Consider the following 19972-nt stretch of genomic DNA (forward strand, 5'->3'; position numbering starts at 1 on the left):
GATTTTCACCACCACATGCAAATAAGCTATCCCGAAGAGTACCTTTACCACTACACTGGGGCAGGCTCGCTGCCGCATATCCTAATTAAAGACGGTGGAGGAAAATCTACTCTCTATGCAACCCACATGCGGTTTCTCAATGATGAAAGCGAATTTTTAACGGGCCTTGCAGTATTAAACGAGGTCCTGGAATCTCACTCAGATAAACTAAATATTGACCGCGAATTTCTTGAATACCTGATTCAAACCTTCGAGAAAAAGAAAGATGGCATGCCACTGGCTGGTCACTACGTCACTTGCTTTTCAAGTGCGCTTGGACTTGTTGACCAATGGAGAGGCTATGCCGACCAAGGCTTAGGCTTCGCTCTGGGTTATAAACAAGCTGACCTGAAATCAATGGACGAGCGATACGAGAACGTGCATTTCCTTCAATGCATTTATGATGAAGACAAGCAGATTGAAGCTGTTTCACAAGCGATAGAAACTGAATTCGCTGAGCTGCCTGCGAATATTTCTACCGACAAGGAAGTGCACGGCTTCGTCAGGAACGCTCTTTATCCTCGGAGATTTAGCAATATCGCAATACAACTGTTAAGGATCAAACACCCAGCATATAAACAAGAGCAGGAATGGAGACTTATCGTAGCACCGCGTAAGAAATCCAAGTCAAAGCTTGCGGGAATTGGTCAGTTCAAACCGAAACTGAATTTTCGTTCCAACTCACGAGGACTAGTTCCTTACTACAAAGTCAAAATGCCAGATCTGCAAAGAATTGTCGTTGGACCAAGCGCACACCAAAGAGACAACGTTCTGGCGCTGGAATTGCTATTGGAGGAGCGAGGGGCCTCAGAACAATTGCGCAATTCAGTACAGTTAGAAAACATACCGTTTCGCGCTTGAGCGGCCCGCTAATAGATATTAATCACCACCTCTCAACCCTTCTGCACTCAGGACACCGCTTGCCCTCCTTCAGGTGCTTCGGCTGAACACGCCATGAATGCCCTCGATCACACAGGACATGAATGTGGGTGTAATTGTTCACGTAGGTATCAGACAACAACCTGTAATGAATCGAGTCGCAAAGCCGCTGGAATTCGTCCAGAGTGAGTTTCTGACACTCCATGCAGAACGCCCCCATTGTGCGCACGGACGTTGCCGAAGCAGAAAACCGATGGCCCATGCCACACACGAACTCTAACGGCTTGTGCACGCTCTCGTACGTCGTCGATAGACACTTGCCCCCCAATGCCTTTGCCGCTTCCTGAACGTCGCGCAGAGACAGCTTGGCGTTGCCGCTGCAGTGTGGGCACCAGCTCCCCCTATGGAGCACATTCATTGGAAGCGCCTCCCAAGTATGACCGTCAGCACACTGAAATGTCAGCTTGGTTCGCTGATTGACGTACTCACTGCTGAGACACTTACCGCCCCGCTCGCCTGCTATCGACCGGAACGCCTCCAGCCACTCAGATTTCGATTTCCGCATAATGCCGAGCATATCGTCACACTGACCAATGGTCGTTGCTCCTTGTCACATGCCTCAATATCTGGCCTCTGCCATTTCCACCCTTACGTAGACTCGCCACCCATTCCGCAAAGTCTGGAACCCGATTTCGTAGACAGGATCGGCGGCAGCGTTGAGTTCGTAGGGTTCGCAGAGTATCTGCAAACTTCCAGCTTTTGATGCCTTCATTGAGATGCACGTGGAGATGACAAAGAACGCACGCGCATCGTTTGATACACCTTTATCATCAGACTTGTGTAATGCTGTATGTATTTACAGCATACTAGGCAATGGCTATGAACCCGAAGCAACGGCGATGGTTAGAAGACGCAGGACGCAGGATTCCCGAACTGTTTCAGGCTGTCAAAGAAGGCGACCCGCGAGCCAGAGCAGTGCTGGGCGAGCGCGTAATCAACGGTCGAACGGTGACGCTTTCACTGTTAGTCGAAGTTGTTGACCCTGGACGGAATCCGCTGAGCAGTCATGCCAGTTCTAGGTATCCGGTAAACCACATCGTTACCCTACCGGCGAGCATCTCGACACCCAAATCGCGATATCGGAAGAGAAAATAGTGATACAAATGTGACTGAATACACTGTCATCGAGATACCCTCACCAATGCAGCTGGATGAAGATAGAGAGGCAATTTCGCCCGTTGGAACATTACAAAATGGAAATATTGTAGCTTCCAACTATGAACCCGATTCGTTATTCATTCCTGTTTCTTCCATAACAATCTACGTTGATTGTCGGTAGAGTGACGGTATAAGTAGAAACGCAACTAGCTGATTCCCTTATAGAATAAGGCTTTCAGCCTCCAATTAGGGTGGCCCCCAGCTCCACCAAATGCACGATCAAAGCGGCCCCCAAAGGGCCGCTTTTTTCATGGGCGACTGCAACTACCGAGACTACTGACAACTGATCTGATAGTCCTCGCCGCAGGAACAGGCCAAGCCATCACTGCCGGTCCATTCCTCTGTCGGCGCATAGGCCGCATCGTCATCGACGCACATGTACAGCAGTGTGGACGGCTCGACGAACTCATCAAGGGCATACTCGTACACGCTCCAGCCACCAACCAGCTCTGCTGCGCCGGAAATCCTGTTCGCACAGGCTGTCGTCAGCTCGCCGGCAACGTCGATCGTCACGGACAGGGTGCGTGAATCCAGGATGTTGCCGCTGAGTGGATCCCACTCGCCTGATGTGATCCCGACACTGAACATCTCATAATCCGACCCGGCTTCAGTGCAAGTGTTTCTGTTGCGCGAGTAGACCGTGAACCGATTGCCTTCCCCTCTGATCAGAGAGCCTTCGGCAATGCCGTAGGCAATCGGAGAGCCCAGGGTATAGCTCACGCCGGCAGATGAGATCGAATTGCCTGCGCCTTGCTCGACACGCCTTTCGGCACCGACCAGAGCACGTCCGATATCGGTGCCGTTGTCAGTTGCGGTAAACCGGCCGGCACTATCTGGTCGATTGTAGTACCCGGACAGCACTGGAGGCGTCAAGGCGGTGTCTGTTCGTACCTCGACTCCGGCCTGCTGCGCCTGCTCGATAGCGTCCTGCACGATGGTGTCATCGAGAATGGCCTCAGGCGTGGAAAAATCGCCTGGTCGCGTGTTATCCAGCGGTGCTGGGTCGTCAACATCCTGGAAGCCGTCGTTGTCATCGTCGGAATCGCAGGCGTTACCCTCACCGTCACCGTCCGTATCCAGCTGATCCGGATTGTCGATGCCGGGACAATTGTCCTCCGCCACTACCTCGGGCGGCTCCGAACTGGAGCTGCTGCAGCTTGCCAGTGACAAAAGAAGGATGCCAGCGAACCCGGTACTGATCGCAGGCGTCAAGTGCAGGTTGATCAATCGCTTCATGTTCCTCTCCTTGAGCCGTCTCGCAGTATTCCGGCCTGAGGCCGCATGACGGCTGATTCCAGATTAGCACGCACCACCATACGGCCGCGAGGTTTCTGACCGATGGACCTGCACGATCCACCCGATGTACCCTGTTCGAACACACTGGAGTGCTCACGACCCGCATGACAGCATCAGGCAGATTCCATCACTGGCTACTGCTCGACATGGCGTTTGACCCTGCCGGCTCGCGTCGCCGAGCCGGCCTTGCTCGCAACGCACTGTCAGCTCTTCTGGCGGCTGCCCTGCTGATGTTGCCCGCCACCCGACTGCGGGCTGCAGAATTTCAGGCGACGCCACAATTATCGGCAAACTGGGTGCAGGACGTCTATCAACCGGCCTTTCGGCGATTCGCCAATGCTGCCGACGCCTGGACATCCACGACGAAAGACCTCTGCGAGAGCGGGCCTGCTTCGAGAATCCATGCCTTGCAGACCGATTTCACCCGATTGCTGCAAGATTATGCAAGGGTGGAGATCTTCCGCTCGGGCCCCATGCTCGACAACCACCTGCAGAACCGATTGTTCTACTGGCCGGACAAACGTCGAGTGGGTGAACGGCAGTTGCGCAGCTTGCTGGCAGATACCGACATTGCCAGCCTGAGCGTCAGGCAACTGGCGAGGAAAAGTGTGGCTGTACAGGGCTTTCCGGCTCTGGAACGTCTGTTGTTCAGCGACGGACACTACACGGTGGAGGAAACGCCTCTGTGCCACGTCGTGCAAACTCTCATTCAGAACATCGCATCGATGGCCGACGAACTCGACCGCGCCTGGCAATCCGACTCGGAATACGTTCAGGCCTTTCTGCACCCCGAGCCATCATCCCCCCATTTTCGCAACGCCAATGAAGCGCTGCGCAGCGTCATCACGGAGATCGTGACCGGACTGGACAGCCTGGTCGATCGCAAACTGCAGACTCTGCTGTCAGGCGATCCCCGGATCATCCGCACAGCGCCCCTGTGGCGCAGTCGTCGTACGGTTGCCATGCTCACCGGCAACGTCGCAGGCATCCGCTCCCTGCTGTTCGACGCCGGCCTGCTGCAACAGCTGGCTATGGAAGACGAATTGACAACAGACTTCGACTACGTCGACCACTTGCTGGGAAAACTGCAATACACCTTCGCCTTTGCCGGGCCCGATGGACAACTGAGCCCGGAGGTCGATACCGTCTTTGCCAGCCTGTCAGCCGTGCTCAACGACATCCGCCACACCGTCAACCACCAGGTTCTCACACCGCTGGGCATGGGGGTCAACTTCAATGCCGATGACGGAGATTGACGACAAAGGGATCGACGCTCAGCGATTTTCCAGGCGACTGAAATCCAGATAGCCGAAACCCGTGGGATCCGCCGCTTGCCATTGCTCATGCAGCTCATCACTCAAGGCCCAGAAGCGCGGATCGCTTCGCCGAACACCGTAGTCATCCAGCAGGCGCGAATAGCTGTCTGCATCATCCAGTGACAGTACCGCTTGCACGAATTCCTGAAGATCAGCCTGATCTACCTGCATCAGCGCGTTCGGATAGAAACCGCGAATGCCCGGTAGCACCGTCACGGTATTCTCCGCGGGAATCAGCTGCTTCTCCTCCTGGAAGACCGAGCTCATGTTCAGATGCGCATCATTGCGCAGAATCGACACATAGCGTGGACCATCACCATCGACTCTGAGCAAGGTCACCTGTGGCAACAGGGCGGTTTTTTCTCCCTTGAAGGTCTCCAGCGCAGCGAGCGTCTGCCCGGCGTGCGCATCGTCGGGTTGAACAGCCTTCAGGTGACTTGCCAGCAACCCGTACAATTCGGTCAGGGGGTCGTCAGTACGGTAATCGATCCCCCTGAACGGCACCTGGTCGAAGGCCCGGTTGCTCATGTAATCCAGAGCATCCTCGGGAGCATCCCGGTACCATCGATCACGTGCCGTTCGGCGAGCATCCGGTGGCACGAAAGCCAGCAGGTTCTTTTCTCCCTGCATGCGCAGGAAATCCATGTGCAGCCTCGAGGTCAGCTGATGGCCAAGCGTACCGTAAACATCGTATCCGGCTACCAGCAGATAGTGAATGCGCTCCAGTAACGGATAGTCGATGACCCAGGCGGTATCCGGTGGAGCCTGTCCCAGCAGCCCCTGCTCCACCGCTGCATAGTCGCCATGACGCAGGACAGTCAACGCCGCATTGGGGTTGTTCTCCTCGCCACCTTTCCAGATCATGTCGAGAGAAACCTCGTTTGTCGAGAACCAGTCAGCCAGCGCCTGATCACGAGCCATGTGATGTTCATGCTCCAGCCTTGCATAATGCCCCCAATGCAACAGAGGCGTCAGTCCGATGCTGGAGTCATTGCTGTTGGCCAGCGCCAGTTCCTTGCTGACCGTGGGCAGGAAGCTCGCCAGGGCTTCGTTGACGGGTGACTCCGGATTCACGAAAAACACCCAGAAGCGATCGCGAATGACGCTGACCGCAATCTGCCCGCGACAGACACTGCCACGAATGTAGTTGGCTATCGTGAAGCGAGCCTCCTCCAGCATGAAGCGATACCGGCTGTTCATGGGCAGCGCGGCAAAGGTGACAAACGGATTGGCGTTGCTGTCCGCCTGGTAGCCAGGCAGGGAATCCACCGTGTAGTCATCATTGAAGAAGAGCAATTCGAATCGCGCCAGTCTGTCCGCATCCAGGCGATAGGGATTATGCGTCTTGGCGACGATGGTCTCGCGCTCGGGCACCAGGCGATAATGGACGGTATCCACCCCAGGATCATCGAACGGCCGTCTGGTGGCAATGAATTCCACCGGTTCCCCGGGCGGACTGGCCGAACGCACCAGTCTGAAGAAGGTATCGGGGGAGATATCAGGGAAGTACAGATGACCCAGATACAGGTGCTCGTACAGATAACGTGAAACCAGTCTCCCCTTGTCCGTCTGTCGATTGAAAAAGGACTCCCAGCTTGCCAGAGCATCGCTGAATTGCGGAGACACAGCCACATCGGTCTGGTACGGCGCACCGGCGTCCAGCCAACGCAACAGCACGCTCTGCTCTGCATCGCTCAATGGCGGCAAGGCATACGGCATGCCGGCTTCCGGATGACGCCTGGCGTAGGCATCGAATTCGTCCACGGTGGGGCATTCGTTTTCACGGTTCAGCCCCACTGTGTAGGTATCCGGCAGTATGCCCGGTTGCAAGGGTGGCGCCTGCTGCTTGAGTTCGAGAAAACGTCTCATCAGTCCAGCTTCGAGCTTGCCATCATGCGGCTCACCGAACACACTGAAGAAGCCCTTGTCTCGCCAGCCCTCCGTGGTCTGCTCATCGACGAACAGGCGCGTCGGGTCCGCCGGCAGCAGACGTGTCGAATGATAGACCCTGGCCTTGCTTGCCCCCCGCGACAGCCCTTCGGCGGCACTGGTCTTGAGTTGACAGGGTGCGTCATAACAGGCATGACAGGCAATGCACCGCGTGTCGAGTATCGGCTTCACATCGTCAAGAAAATCGATACCGGCCACTGCGGAATCGGGCAGCTCGCTGCGCAGCTGACCGACGAGAGGTTCGGGTTCTCCGGCCGCAGGCTTGACCTGCAGGCAGGCGCTGCAGATCAGCAAGCTGGTCAACAGCACCCACGGTAATTTCAGACAGAAATGCATCCGATCAGTCACTCGGAATGAACGAGCAGACAGTATATCGGGATGCCAGTCTCATTCAGCAGAAACCGGAGCGAAGCTTGCAGAACGTCAGATTCGTTTATAACGCCTGACAAAGTTTGTCAGAATGCGCTCCGGCATCCGTATGTCCTCGGCGCGGCACATGTCTACCAGTTTCTGCGCTTCTTCCGGCGGGAAGTAACCGGCATTGCGATAGACCTGAATGCGCACTTCGAAGGAATTGCCATCGGCCTCCGGGTGAAACTGCGTGGCATAGACATTGTCGCGGTAGCGAATCATCTGGTACGGACAGGGCTCCGATTGCGCCAGATGCTCACACCCTTCTGGCAGATGCTGGACAGCTTCCTTGTGGCCGACAAAGGCTCGAAATCGCTCGTCGACGCCGTCGAGAATCGGATCCTGCCTGCCTGCCTGTGTCAGCTCGCACTCCACGGCACCCACTGCCTCGCCATACTGTTCCTTGCTGACAGTGGCGCCAAGATGATGCGCCAGAATACCGATGCCGTAGCAACACCCCAGAAACGGGAAATCTGTCTCGGTAATCTGCGGCATCAGACCCAGCACCGCCGATTCTATCTGCTTGTCCATTGCCGACTTGCCGTGTTCTGCATCACTGACACAACCCGGACCACCGCCCACGATGACGCCACTGTAGTCATCCAGTGACAGATCCTGCGGCAAGTATTCCTGATCCAGTCGAATGCGACGAGCCTGCTCGACTGACAGCCCACCCTTGTCCAGTATCGCGTTGAATTCATCGTCCGAGGCTGCCGTTTCAGGTCGCAGTTGCAGTATCAGAAAGGGCTTCATGCAGGTTCTTCCAATGGGCAGAGAGGGCTGAGAGACAGACCCGATTGTAACCCGGTCTGACCCTCGACAAGGCCGGCAGCGACGTCGCGGACCGGATGATTGCCAGTGCTTCGACTTGTGCTTGATCGACGTCAACAGGATGGCGACGAGGAGCAGATCGCACCGTCAGCTGGCTGCCTTGCACCTGATCGACAAGCAAGACTGGTCAGGGAGGCAGATCCGCCTGGCGGTCCTGTCGCAAACAGGTCGGCGTTCGTCCGTAGCGGCGCTGAAAAGCCCGATTGAACGTTCTTGCCGAGCTGAAGCCCACGGATTGTGCGATCTGTTCCAGAGAGGCCGAGGAATACTTGACCATATTGCAGCCCTTGACGAGCCTCCAGTTCATCAGGTAGGCGATTGGGGACAGCCCAACCGATGCTTCGAAATGACGAAGCAGCGTGGCACGTGACATGCCGCATTGCGCGCCCAGGGACGTGAGCGTCCAGTCATGCGCCGGCTCTCGATGAATCAGTGCCAGGGCATGCAGCAAACGACGGTCGCCGAGCGCGGCCAGAAACCCGCCCGACTCTCCGCTCTCCGCCTGATATCGACTCAACAACTGCAATATCAGGATCTCGGTCAACTTGTCGATGATCCGCCCTCCTCGTCCTTTCGGACGAGCCATTTCGGCGTCGATTGCCATGACGATCAACCAGATGGCATCCGATGGTTCGATGTTCTTCAAGTGCAGCACATCCGGAATCGTATCGAGAATCGGATGGGTCATTTCGGTATCGAAATGTACCAGCCCACACATCAGCCGGTTGGTGATATCACCACTCTGAAACATCGGCACTCCCAGTTCGCAGGCTTCACCAGCCTGCCTGCTCTGCACCAGCTCGCGCCCGGGTCGATCGGCAATCCAGTGTTCCCTGCCATCGGGCAGCATGACGATATCCATCTCGCCGACACTGAGCTGCTCTCCTGAAGCTGCGCCCACGAAGCAGTTGCCGGACAGAGCGATGTGAAATCGGGGCAGACCTGACGGCTCGAGGCTCATCCCCCAGGGTGCTGCGAGCTCGGAACGGAAGAAAATCGTGCCTCGCAGACGCATGGTATCCAGAACATCGGCAAGAACATCGAAGCCTCCTGTTTCACTGACATTCTCGGGCACTTATCTGATCCTCTGGGTTACCTGCCGGCTCAGGCTGTCGGACTACCATGAATGCACAACCATGAAGCATCCTGGCAACGGGGAAACAGACGGCTTTCCGATGACAGGGAGCGGATTGGCAAATGTCCATACAGCTTACGGAGCTTGAAAAATGAAGAAGATGCACGGAATCCTGTTGAGTGTCGCTGCTGCAGCGGCATTGTCAGGCATACAGATGACGTCGGTCGTTGCTCAGGAATCGTTCTCACCCCATGTGGATGCCGATGGTAGCATCAGCTTGCCGGAGGATTTCCGAATCAACATGGTGCATCTGGGCTCCTGGTTCGTCCCTGAAGGGGGAGCCAGCGGGTTTCATGATGTCTACACCGAGAAGGCGTCTGCCGAGGCCTATCGCGAAACGGGCATGTTCCCCGATGGTGCAACACTGGTCAAGGAATTACGCGCCCATGTGAGCGGCTCCTACACTACCGGCGCAGGCGTCGGCTATGCCACGGACCTGAAACAATGGTTTGTCATGGTCAAGGATTCGAGCAACCGTTTCGCCGCTAATCCTGTCTGGGGTGACGGCTGGGGATGGGCCCTGTTCACGCTGGATGACCCTGCCACGAATGCGGCGACCGATTACAAGGCCGATTGCCTGGGTTGCCATACACCGGCAAAGGACAAGGACTGGCTCTATACCGAAGCCTATCCCACGCTGCGAACGGCCAACTGAGGCATTGTCTGTCGTGCGAGCCTGATACAACGGCCGGGTATCGTTCACACAATCGGTTCGACGCCTGCACGGGCGTCGAACCGCTGCTGGCCGCCGCTAGCGAAAGATCACTGTCTTGTTACCGTGCAGGAAGACGCGGTGCTCGACATGCAGTCTGACCGCCCTGGCCAGGGCCACGGTTTCGGTATCACGTCCCACCGCCACGAGTTGCTCCGGCGTGTAGGTGTGATCGACCGGTTGCACGCTCTGTTCGATGATGGGCCCTTCGTCCAGATCTGATGTCACGTAATGTGCGGTCGCCCCGATCAGCTTGACCCCGCGATCGTAGGCCTGGTGATAGGGTCGCGCCCCCTTGAAGCCCGGCAGAAAGGAATGATGGATGTTGATGGCCCGGCCACTGAGCTGCTTGCACATGGTGTCGGACAATACCTGCATGTAGCGGGCGAGTACCACCAGTTCCGTCCCGGTTTCATCAATCAGCTCCATCAGAGCCTTTTCCTGTTGAGGCTTGTTGTCCGGTGTGATCGGCAGATAGACAAAACGTATTCCTTCGCGCTCAGCCATGGGCCGCAGGTCCAGATGGTTGGACACGACTGCCGTGATCTCCATGTTCAACTCGCCTTTCTTGAGCCGGTACAGCAGATCATCCAGACAGTGATCGAATTTACTGACCATGATCAGGGTCCGTGTGGGAGCTTCTGCAGACAACAGATTCCACTCCATCCCGAACTGTGCGGCAACAGCCTGAAATTCTTCCTGCAGCTGCTCCAGCGTGGCATCACCAGAGGCTATGTGAAAACGAGCCCGCAGTGAAAAGCGCCCCGTCGCCGGGTCATCGAATTGCGACATATCACTGATATAGGCACCTCGATCAGCCAGAAAGGTACTGACGGCGGCAACAATGCCACTCTCGGCTTTGCAGGCGGCCTTGAGAATCAGTTCATTGCACGAAGAAGCATCCTGAGACATTGGATAGAACCATGGTAAGCGTGAGAAAAAGAGTCCCAATGGTACTTCAGCTGTCGCTTGAAAGGTTCATCCACCAGGTTCTGATGACTGGCTCCAGAACCGGTATCGCCCCGGACTTTCCACCCTATCACCCCAGCCCCATGACTCCCAGACCCAGATCCGAACCCAAGTCCGGAATATCCTGATTCCGGATGGCCTGACAAACGCGATTTCTGCCACTGTTCTTTGCGCGATACAGCGCATCATCTGCCAGTGACAACAGGAGTTCGCTACGGGGATCGGCATCATCAGCCTGGGGAATCCTTGACGCCACGCCGATACTCACACTGATGCGTCCCACTCTGGCAAGGGCTTCCACATCACTGTCGAAGGAATTGACAGCAACGCGAATCTGTTCTGCCAGCATCATGGCTGCCGCTTGTCCGGTATCGGGCAATACGACCGCAAACTCCTCACCACCATAACGAGCCACGAAATCCTCTTCGCGTGAAACGATTTCCGACACGAGCTTGCTGACGATACTGATGATATTGTCGCCGATCAGATGCCCGTGATTGTCATTGACCCTTTTGAAATGGTCGATATCGATCATCAGAATGGCCAATGGCTTCTGTTCAACCCGTGCAAGCTCCCACAATCTGTCAAAGTTGACATTGAAATAGGCTCGATTGAAGACGCCGCTCAGCGAATCGATGATGCTGAGTCTTTCCAGGCGCGTATTCACCGCAGACAGCTCGTCCAGTGTCTTCTCCAGATCCAGTGTTCGTTGAGCCACTCGGGTCTCCAGCAGCTCGGTAGATTCTCGCTGCAGGCGAAGCTTGTCCTCTCTCAGAATCTTGAATCGATGAGCGATGGCAAACGACAGCAGAATGGTTTCCAGAGCCGAGCCGACCTGAATGGCATACTCGGTGAACACGTTCTCGGGTAGCAGTGCGTACGTCTTCAGACCATAGATGAAGATGCCCAACAGGAACATCGTCCAGGCGAGCAGGAAATATCGGGCGACTTCGACGCCCCGACGCAGCTGAATGATGCCCGCCCAGAAGAACAGCCCGGTACCCAGCGTCACCAGCAAGGTCTGCAGCTGAATGGAAAAGGCATAGGGAACGAGCAGGCACATCGGCAGCGTCACCAGATTGCATACCCCGAAGAGAATGAACAGTCTTCTCAAGTGATCTCGTCGCTGCCAGATCTCGAGCAACTCTGCCGAAAATGCGGTGGCCAGCGTAGCTCCGAGTGCCATGAAGATGACGGTCCCCTTCTCTGCAAGATAGGTGGATGAAGGCCAGATATATTCGAAGGCCAGACCATTCACGCACATCTGGAATCCGCCGTAGAACAGAATGTACAAGGCGTAGTAGGCATAGGCCGGTTCCCTGACCGACAGGGCCATCATCGCGTTGGACACCATGATGGCCAGAAGCAGGCCATAATACAAGCCGAGTAAAAGTTGTTCATCATAGCTCTCGGCATGGAAGGCTTCCGGCTGCCAGATACTGAGAGGAACCTGCATAGCGCTCGTTGTTCTCACACGCATGTAAATCTGCAGCGACTCCTCTTTCGGAGCGAAAACGACCGGGAACACGAAGGCTCGATGATTGATCTGTCGTTCCCTGAAATCCAGGGTATCGCCTGCCCGGAAAAGCTCGGACCTGCCACTGGCCGACAAGACGTACAGATCGATACGATCCAGCAAGGGATATGACACCTTGAGCATCAGTGAGTCGCCAATGGCGGGCCGCTCGAGCTGCGTGGCAAACCAGTAGGCCGAACTCGTGAAGCCGAAATTGACCGACGAGTCCACACTGGCAGAGAATCGATCCTGCGACCGCAGGATATCCTCGATGCCCAACTCCCCCGTCGGGTCTTCAAGGATTCTGACCGGTGGATCAAGCGCGGCAATCTCGCGCGCAACCTGTGCCTGTGCATCGTTTCCGGGAATCAGGCACATCAATGCCCACACAGCCATCATCAGGCAATGTCGAAACAATTCTATCCTTTTGATTGCCCTCAAGAACATTGGCCACTGTCAGGGTTCTGGCAATATGCCTCCCTTTGATTGAAACAGCGGCTGTGTGGGCCGGTTCTTGACGTTCACGCCTCGGCTGAATGACGTGCCGATGGTGTTTTCTTGCAGGTGATCACAAGCTGATATATCAGATGTCGCTTGCGCTGCCCTGTCGGTGGTCTCATCACCGACGGGCCGGGCCACCAAACCGGGCAAAGCTGCCCGGAAAGCAACACCGGACTGAACCCGGATCCACTTTCCGGACATCCTCATCCGCAGCCGGCAGCAACCACCGGGCGCATCGCGCCCGGACCTTCGGTCAGGCCTCTGTATCGTTCTTTCTGGCGAGCAGGAAGCATCCGACTCCCAGCGCCAGAGGCAACAGGGCAGCCGTGGGCTCAGCCATGGCGAAGAAAAAGGCAATGATCAGAAACAGCCAGCTACCCGCCACCATGACGTTGTCGCCAGCTTCTGCAAGCAGAACCTTGAGATTTGCCACCAGATTATCCACGCTTGCCTGCCCTCATTGAAGTTGAATGGTTGAATCGACGTTGTCCGGCGCTCATGGCCGAATTGCACGCACAACTTTCCAATGGATGGCAGAGGATGTCAAGGTCGCCGTCCATTGCCTGGCTCTGATACCCGGAGAATGGTTGCTCGGGAACGAGTGACCGGACCGACCGGGAACAACCGGCAGGTCGTCATGAAGCCGTCTTCCAGCCGAGCTTGAGCGCAGGGGCCCGCGGACAGCCGGTCTCGAATCTGCCTCAGGCGGCTGCTGCCTGGCGCTCGCCCTTCACTTCCTGGAGTACCAGGCGCAGTTCAGCCAGATCCCTGTCGGACAACGACAGTGCCGCCACTTCGGGCATGTTCTCGAGAATCACGACTTCGTCGGTTGGCATGTCGTTGATATCTTCAAGGACGCAAGCCTTGTCGACCAGGCGGATCATGCACAGCACGACATTGTGCGGATCGCACGCCTCGTCATCCAGGTGCAATACGATCGTCTTGTAGGATTCGGGCAGGTTCCACAGGGTCAGCAACTGCGCACCGTGCTCGCTGTGCATGTCCTGCAAGATGTTGTTGACAACTTCATCCGACAGCTCCAGACCTTCGCTGCTGATGATGTCTTCCAGGGCGCACAGCAACGACAGCTTGCCGATATCATGCAGAAGCCCGGCAACGAAACTCTCGTCAGCCAGGTTCCGATAGCCGGAATTGGCTGCAAGCCAGCGAGCTCCGATTGAAACCGCAGAGGTGTGCTGCCAGAGCTGTGTCAGGCGCGCCTTGAACATGCCGCGCGATGCACTGTACAGACGCTTCTGGCTGACCGAGAACACGATGGATGCGATCTGGCGTATACCCAGGCGCACTGCGGCTTCCCGCAGACTGCTGACAGACGAAAGCCCGGAGAAGAACGAGGAGTTTGCCATGCGCAGCAGGTCGGCAACCAGTACCTGATCTTCTTCGATTATCTTGCAGATGTGCTCGGCGTCCAGCCTGTTCTCGTTGACTTCGCGGTTGATTCGCAGCGCGATGTCATCGAAGACCGGCAACTCGACTTCTCCGCTGTCGATCTTTCTGTTGATCAGTACTGTCAGTTCGCGTTGTTGACTCATGTCGATATTGTCCTTTCTGTCTGCACCGGAACACAAAGCTGGCGAGAGCGGATTGATCACTTGAACACAGCTCGCAGCTCGACGTGCCGTCCCACGCATGCCTTCGCCACCGCCGATCAGGCGAACAGCCGGATCGACACCAAACCATGGCGCAACGGAGTCCTCACCGGGAAGATTCCACTCGACGTCAAGCTTGGCGCAAGCACACACTCCAGTTGTCGGCATGTAACAGGGAAGCCTGAGCGAACCTTGCCTCACTGCGAGTTGTTCGACAATTCGCAGGAAACGGACAGCCGCTGTATCAAGCCCGAAGCGAGGGCTCGACAGTCTGCCCGCTCGCTTGTGCTACCGTCCAAGCTGCCAGATTCGTGGTAACGGGCAGTCGCGAGCGCGGGAGCTGGCTGGCCGGCGTGCGCAGGACCGAAACCTGGCTGGTAGCCATCGCTGCCGAAACCGACAACAGGGCAAGGACTCAGTCCGTTTCAGGCAATTGCAGCGAATACTGCTGCAGCAGTTCATCGGAGAGACCGGCAGAGATCATCAGATCAAGATACTCCTGATACATGGTGGCCACCACATCCCCCTTGCGACTGCGAGCATTGAACAGACGCTCTTCGACATCAATGAGCTCGATGATGTTGATCGATCCCAGTTCCAGATTTCTGCGGTTCAGTTTCTGCAGATCCTCGTTGGCAGAAATCTCCGACAGCACGGCATCCAGAGTCAGGCGAGCGGAGGTGATACTGTTGTAGGATTGGTCAATGGCCCTGAACACATCCCGTTCCAGTTGAGCTCGTTCCGCTTCCAGTTCGCGTAACTGGGCTTCGGCGCGTCTGACTCCCCCCTTGCGCTCGCCACCGCTGTACAAGGTGTAGTTGATCAGCAATTTCGCGGCAAACTTGTCACGCTGTACCGAAGGCCCTCCTTCGTCATCGATCATCGAACCGCTGAGCTCGAAATCCACAGAAGGCAGGTATCGCCCCTTCTGTGCACTGACGCGCAGGCGAGTTGCCTCCCGGCTGAATCGGTTGGTCAGAAACCCACTGTTCGACACCGCTCCCTGCTCGATATAGTCTGCCAGTGGTTTGAGCCGGATGTCGGCAAATTCTTCCGGTGACACGGCCCTGAACTTGCGCAGACCCGGAACCAGATATTCCAGTTCGCTCAGTGAATTGTTCAGTGAGGCAGTCGCCGAGCTCTGCACACCCTGAGCCGACGCAAGCCTGGCCCTTGCAAAATCCACTTCCAGCTTGCTCGCTGCACCACCACGATACATCGCCCCCAGGTCGGCGACCAGTTCATCCATGGTTGTCACGAACTGCTCGGCCTGCATCAATTCGTACTGGTATCGCCAGTAGTCGATGTAGTGAGTCACCACATCCAGGAACAGGTCCTCGACTTCGATCCTCGCCTCGGCATGCGCTGCCCCTTCCAGCCGCTGACTGCGCTCATGCTCTGCCCGGGAACTGCCCCCATCGAACAGTAGCTGAGTGACGCTGAGCTTCAGGTTGCGTCCCGTGGTACTCGCCCGTCCGGACTCGGTATTCGGCGCTGGATCATTGTATTCCGGCCCCAGCGTACTGCTGATTTCCACTTGGGGAAAACGATAGCTGCCGTTCTGTCGTGACAGTTCGATGGCCTGATCGATTCTGGCTTCTGCAACGTCGATGGCAGGATTGTTGGCCATCGCCTTGTGCAGCAATGTCTGAAACGAGATCGATTCAGGGTCCTCCGCACTGTCCACGGTGGGTGCCGCCAGTCTGTCTTCGGCATCCGACTGTGCCATCGCTGGCGACAAACACAGGCCCTGCAGCAAGGCAATAGCGAGAATGGCAGAAAGATGTCCTCTCCGAATGGTGTGTTCAACGACGAGTGAAATCATTGGCGGATATTGATCTTCAAACGCGTCCAGTTGTCGGAGTCTTCAATCGCTTCATTCTCCACAACCTTCAGCTGTATGTTTGCTCGATCGGCCGTTGTATCGAGTAATGTATTTCGCACATTGAGCATCCTGGCAACGGCCAGACGCTTTGCACGGCTCTGAGTCGCGGCATTGGCAACTCTGGGCGAGTTCAGTTCGATTTCCAGATTCTCTGCACCATACTGGTCAACCATCTCCTCGATGAACTCGGTGATTCTGGCTTCACTGCTTGTATCGACGGTAATGGCACCCGGGTCATGGAACAGCACCAGCGACAGGTCCTCCTTCGACGCCATCAACTGCTGTTCCGATGCCTGCGCAGAAAAAGCCTGCGCCACGGCCTGTGTATCTTCGCTGATTTCTGCCTGAGCACCTCCACCGCCCTGACTCGAAGCTGCTTGCTCGGATTCCATCTGTTTCCGCAGCTCCTCGTTTTCCCGTTCCAGTTCTTCCATCCTGGCGGTACTGCTCGCCGTGTCCTCGATCTCGGTGACAGGTTCGGGCTGGCCTTCGATTCTGGCCTTGTAGGTAATCGTGTAGAAATACAGAACAGCAGCCGTGATCAGTACGAAGAACACGAACATGATGACTACCGCCGACAGGATGTCGACGAAGCCCGGCCAGGAGTTCGCGGCCAGATCGGAACCGCCATCAGCGCTCACGGCTCAATCCTCTTGAGCGACACTGGCCAGCTTGCTGTCCTGCACACGATGCTCATGCCACTCCGGCATCAGGGTCTTCCCGATCATCCTTGCGACGCCCATACTGCCTGTCGATGATCCTTGCCAGCTTCTGCAGCTCGCGCTGCTCTCTGGCAATGAATGGAATGACATCCTTGTTTACCGAAGACGCTATATTGTCGCCTATGGTTTTCTTCAATCGGTCCGATTCACGACGGAACTGGTGCTGGAGGTTGTTCTGGACCTTCTGATCCCGTTGCACCGAACGTCGTTCGGAGATGATGACCATCTTCTCCAATCGTCTGATCTGAGAAGCCAGTTCACTGACCTGCGCCTGATCCTGAGTCGACAGACGCGCCAGCTTGCCGTTGACACGGTCGAGCGCCTTGCCCAAACGATCCGTTGTCTGCAGGACATGACGCGGGATCTGCTCACTGAGCGTACGAGACAGATCATTCATGCTGGCAGCAGCCTGCTGCTGGGATGTCATGATCACATCGAACTGCTTGTCAAGCGTGCCCAGGCGATCACCGATCACCGACTGGCCATCGAGCAGGGATCGGGCAAAGTCGGCACTCAATACGGACTCGACCCGTGCCTGCTGCTCAACCATGGTCTGAATGCCCTGATTGAGACTGGCAAGACTCTCTGACAAGACCTTGTGCTGATGCACCAGATGTTCGTTGTTCTCGATGGCACGATGTGAGGCATCGGCGGAGATCAGAATCGCATCCACCACGTCGGCCAGCTCGCGTTGCGTATTCCGGGAAGACTGGATGAATCCGACAATCCAGGCCTTGAGCTCGGCATCGGCGACCGGTGGACCGTCGGATGGCCGGCCGGCCGATTTGTTGGCCTGAGCCATTCCCGGAATCTGCTCATCAAGCCAGCGACTGACCGCCTCGATGAAATGGTCCTGGGCACCATTGGAGAAGAACTGAAAGGTTCCTACCAGCAAGGAACCCGACAGACCGAACAGCGACGAACTGAATGCAAGTCCCATCCCCTGGAGCGGCGCGGCCAGACTCGAGATGAAACCGGACATCCCCCCGCCATCACCGGAATCCGAACCGATGGACGCCATGCCGGCCATTGCCTCACCGACCGCATCGATGGTACCCAGCAACCCGAGGAAGGTACCCAGAAGCCCCAGCATGACCAGCAATCCGCCGAGAAAGGACACCTTGCCACGCCCACGATTGATTCTCGCCCCCAGCTTGGACTTGATCATTCGCGCGTCATTGTCATTGACATTGAGCGCGCCCATGTTGCGCAGATTGTCCAGCAGGTTCTGCATGTTCTTGCAATCGAGAATCGACGCTTTGCGAGTCAGCTCTTTCTGCAGGCTTGCAATTTCCTCATCACGAATCCTGAACTGCATGGCAATGTTGCCCAACCGGTTGAGGTACAGACCCGTCATCCACAGCTTGAGATTGGCAGTGACCGACATGCCGACCCCGATCAGCATGATCGCTATGATCAGCCCATTGAGCGGAACATTGGTCAGAAAGGCAGCCAGCAGCGTATCAAAGCCCAGGATGACCAGCAGCGCCACGCCGAGGAAATTCAGCACCACCGATATCGGCACGTAACGAGCCAGAGACAGTGGTAGAAGTGGATGTTCATCCTTTAGATGCATCCAGGCAATCAGACGGTCGATCGGGCCAGCCCTGGCAGCACCAGTGTCAGATTCCTTGCCATCATTCTGCAGTGAGGGGTCCTTCATGGCCTCACCCCTCTCTCAGTGCCGTACTGCGCAAGCGCGTCAGTGGCTTCAGCAGGGCCCCGAGAATCGATATGCGGCCAGTGAGGATATTGATCTCGGCCGTCATTCCTGCCCTGACCACGTGTTCACTGTCGAAACGATCGGAATCCAGGGCGACACGAATCTTGTAGTATTCGCGTGAATCACCATGGGTGAAGGTATCGGGACTGATGTAGGACAGGCGCCCCTCCAATCCGCCGTACAAGGCATGATCGTAGGCACTGATGTGTGTCATGGTTCGAAGTTCGGGCCAGACCTTGCCTCTATCCGCCGTCGACATGTTGCCCTCCACAACGAGCGCTTCTCTGGCTGGCGTGATCTCGACCAGCGGCGCCCCTGGCTGAGATACACCACCGACGGTATTGACAAACAACTGATTCACGCGACCATCTATCGGCGATACGATTTCCGAACGTTCAACCTCATCTGCCAGCGCTGCCAGCCTTTCCGTGAGACTGCTGATACTGACCTCGACGTCATTCAGTTCGCTCTTGGCACTCGAGGCATATTGCTGAGCCGCTGCGGCAATCTCGCTGCTTGCCTCCTCCATCTCGGCCGCCACGATCGGAATCTGCATCTGGGCGTTCTTGCGCTCGGCCCGCAGCCTGACCAGCTCTGCCTTCACCTGCAGATAACTGGCTTCGGAGACAATGCCGGACTCGAAGAGTCCGCTCTTGATCTGCGCCTGCCGCGCTAGCACACCGACCTCATCGGCCATGTTGCTGACACGTGACTTCAGGGCATCGATCTCCAGCCGCTTCTGGTCTCTGCGCTTCTGCAGACCCTCGAGCTTCTGCAGATGTTCCTGGCGACGCAATGAAAAGAGTTCCTGTTCGGCATCAACGAAATCCGGCTGAGCATCGATCAACTCGGTGGGGAACACGACTTCACTCTGACCGTTCACCTCGGCCAGCAATCTCTCGCGGCGTACCATCTGCGACAACTGCTGCAAGGTCCCCTCATGCAAGGTGGTTCTGACACGGGTGTTGGCGATCTGGAACAAGGGGTCGCCGGCGCTGACTTCGTCACCTTCGGCCACCAGTATCTCCATCACGATCCCCCCTTCCAGATGCTGAACCGTTCTTGCATTGCCAGCCGGGACCACCCGCCCGGTTGCCCGGACGTGCTGATCTATCCGCGACAGACCAGCCCAGGCCAGAAAGGACAGCAACATCAGCACGACCAGCAGGATGGTGACATGCCGACGCAGACTGTTCACCGGGGTGCCGGTTGCCGATTCGTCCAGTCTTGCCGTGTAGAGTTCGTCGAATCCGCTCATG

General features: G+C 56.5%; 15 protein-coding genes. 3 read left to right on the top strand and 12 right to left on the bottom strand.

Features of this window, described 5'->3' with window-relative positions:
- The first annotated feature begins 15 nt into the window (after nucleotides 1-15).
- Nucleotides 16-900: a DUF2971 domain-containing protein gene (locus ACUNV4_RS10385; RefSeq protein ID WP_430878471.1), complete on the top strand. Its 885-nt coding sequence runs from the start codon at nucleotides 16-18 to the stop codon at nucleotides 898-900.
- Between the two features lie 1509 nt (nucleotides 901-2409).
- Here the strand turns inward: ACUNV4_RS10385 and ACUNV4_RS10390 are convergent.
- Nucleotides 2410-3372, bottom strand: coding sequence for a thrombospondin type 3 repeat-containing protein (locus ACUNV4_RS10390; RefSeq protein ID WP_430878472.1), 963 nt, complete (start codon nucleotides 3370-3372; stop codon nucleotides 2410-2412).
- Nucleotides 3373-3536: 164 nt separating this feature from the next.
- Between ACUNV4_RS10390 and ACUNV4_RS10395 the strand changes: the two genes are divergently transcribed.
- A complete protein-coding gene (locus ACUNV4_RS10395) occupies nucleotides 3537-4688 on the top strand; it encodes an imelysin family protein (protein WP_430878473.1) in 1152 nt (383 codons plus the stop codon).
- Between the two features lie 18 nt (nucleotides 4689-4706).
- Here ACUNV4_RS10395 and ACUNV4_RS10400 read toward each other — a convergent pair whose 3' ends face one another.
- The 3 genes from ACUNV4_RS10400 to ACUNV4_RS10410 form a co-directional block, all read right to left on the bottom strand.
- Nucleotides 4707-7007, bottom strand: coding sequence for a fatty acid cis/trans isomerase (locus ACUNV4_RS10400; RefSeq protein ID WP_430878474.1), 2301 nt, complete (start codon nucleotides 7005-7007; stop codon nucleotides 4707-4709).
- 114 nt (nucleotides 7008-7121) lie between these two features.
- On the bottom strand, nucleotides 7122-7862 hold the full coding sequence (locus tag ACUNV4_RS10405; protein WP_430878475.1) for a glutamine amidotransferase: 741 nt from the start codon (nucleotides 7860-7862) through the stop codon (nucleotides 7122-7124).
- Nucleotides 7863-8067: 205 nt separating this feature from the next.
- Nucleotides 8068-9015, bottom strand: coding sequence for a cupin domain-containing protein (locus ACUNV4_RS10410; protein WP_430878476.1), 948 nt, complete (start codon nucleotides 9013-9015; stop codon nucleotides 8068-8070).
- A 151-nt stretch (nucleotides 9016-9166) separates the two neighbouring features.
- Here ACUNV4_RS10410 and ACUNV4_RS10415 point away from each other — a divergent pair, with 151 nt between their 5' ends.
- A complete protein-coding gene (locus tag ACUNV4_RS10415; protein ID WP_430878477.1) occupies nucleotides 9167-9730 on the top strand; it encodes a cytochrome P460 family protein in 564 nt (187 codons plus the stop codon).
- Nucleotides 9731-9826: 96 nt separating this feature from the next.
- Here the strand turns inward: ACUNV4_RS10415 and purU are convergent, their stop codons facing one another.
- The 8 genes from purU to ACUNV4_RS10455 all read right to left on the bottom strand — a co-directional run bounded on the left by purU (nucleotide 9827) and on the right by ACUNV4_RS10455 (nucleotide 19971).
- A complete protein-coding gene (gene purU / locus ACUNV4_RS10420; RefSeq protein WP_430878478.1) occupies nucleotides 9827-10699 on the bottom strand; it encodes a formyltetrahydrofolate deformylase in 873 nt (290 codons plus the stop codon).
- Nucleotides 10700-10826: 127 nt separating this feature from the next.
- Nucleotides 10827-12671, bottom strand: a complete 1845-nt coding sequence (locus ACUNV4_RS10425; RefSeq protein ID WP_430878479.1) for a sensor domain-containing diguanylate cyclase — start codon at nucleotides 12669-12671, stop codon at nucleotides 10827-10829.
- Nucleotides 12672-13026: 355 nt separating this feature from the next.
- Nucleotides 13027-13206 carry a hypothetical protein gene (locus ACUNV4_RS10430; protein WP_430878480.1) on the bottom strand — a complete coding sequence of 60 codons (180 nt, stop codon included), beginning with the start codon at nucleotides 13204-13206 and terminating at the stop codon, nucleotides 13027-13029.
- 268 nt (nucleotides 13207-13474) lie between these two features.
- Nucleotides 13475-14551: an HDOD domain-containing protein gene (locus ACUNV4_RS10435; protein WP_430878481.1), complete on the bottom strand. Its 1077-nt coding sequence runs from the start codon at nucleotides 14549-14551 to the stop codon at nucleotides 13475-13477.
- A 247-nt stretch (nucleotides 14552-14798) separates the two neighbouring features.
- Nucleotides 14799-16208 (bottom strand): TolC family protein, encoded by a 1410-nt coding sequence (locus ACUNV4_RS10440; protein ID WP_430878482.1) that lies wholly within the window; start codon nucleotides 16206-16208, stop codon nucleotides 14799-14801.
- Nucleotides 16205-16909: a hypothetical protein gene (locus ACUNV4_RS10445; RefSeq protein WP_430878483.1), complete on the bottom strand. Its 705-nt coding sequence runs from the start codon at nucleotides 16907-16909 to the stop codon at nucleotides 16205-16207. Before ACUNV4_RS10445 ends, ACUNV4_RS10440 begins: the two co-directional genes overlap by 4 nt.
- A gap of 52 nt (nucleotides 16910-16961) precedes the next feature.
- A complete protein-coding gene (locus ACUNV4_RS10450) occupies nucleotides 16962-18653 on the bottom strand; it encodes a hypothetical protein (RefSeq protein ID WP_430878484.1) in 1692 nt (563 codons plus the stop codon).
- A 4-nt stretch (nucleotides 18654-18657) separates the two neighbouring features.
- Entirely contained in the window at nucleotides 18658-19971 is a 1314-nt protein-coding gene (locus ACUNV4_RS10455; RefSeq protein ID WP_430878485.1) for an HlyD family type I secretion periplasmic adaptor subunit, read from the bottom strand.
- Between the last annotated feature and the right edge of the window lies 1 nt (nucleotide 19972).

It is taken from the genome of Granulosicoccus sp. 3-233 (assembly GCF_052681095.1).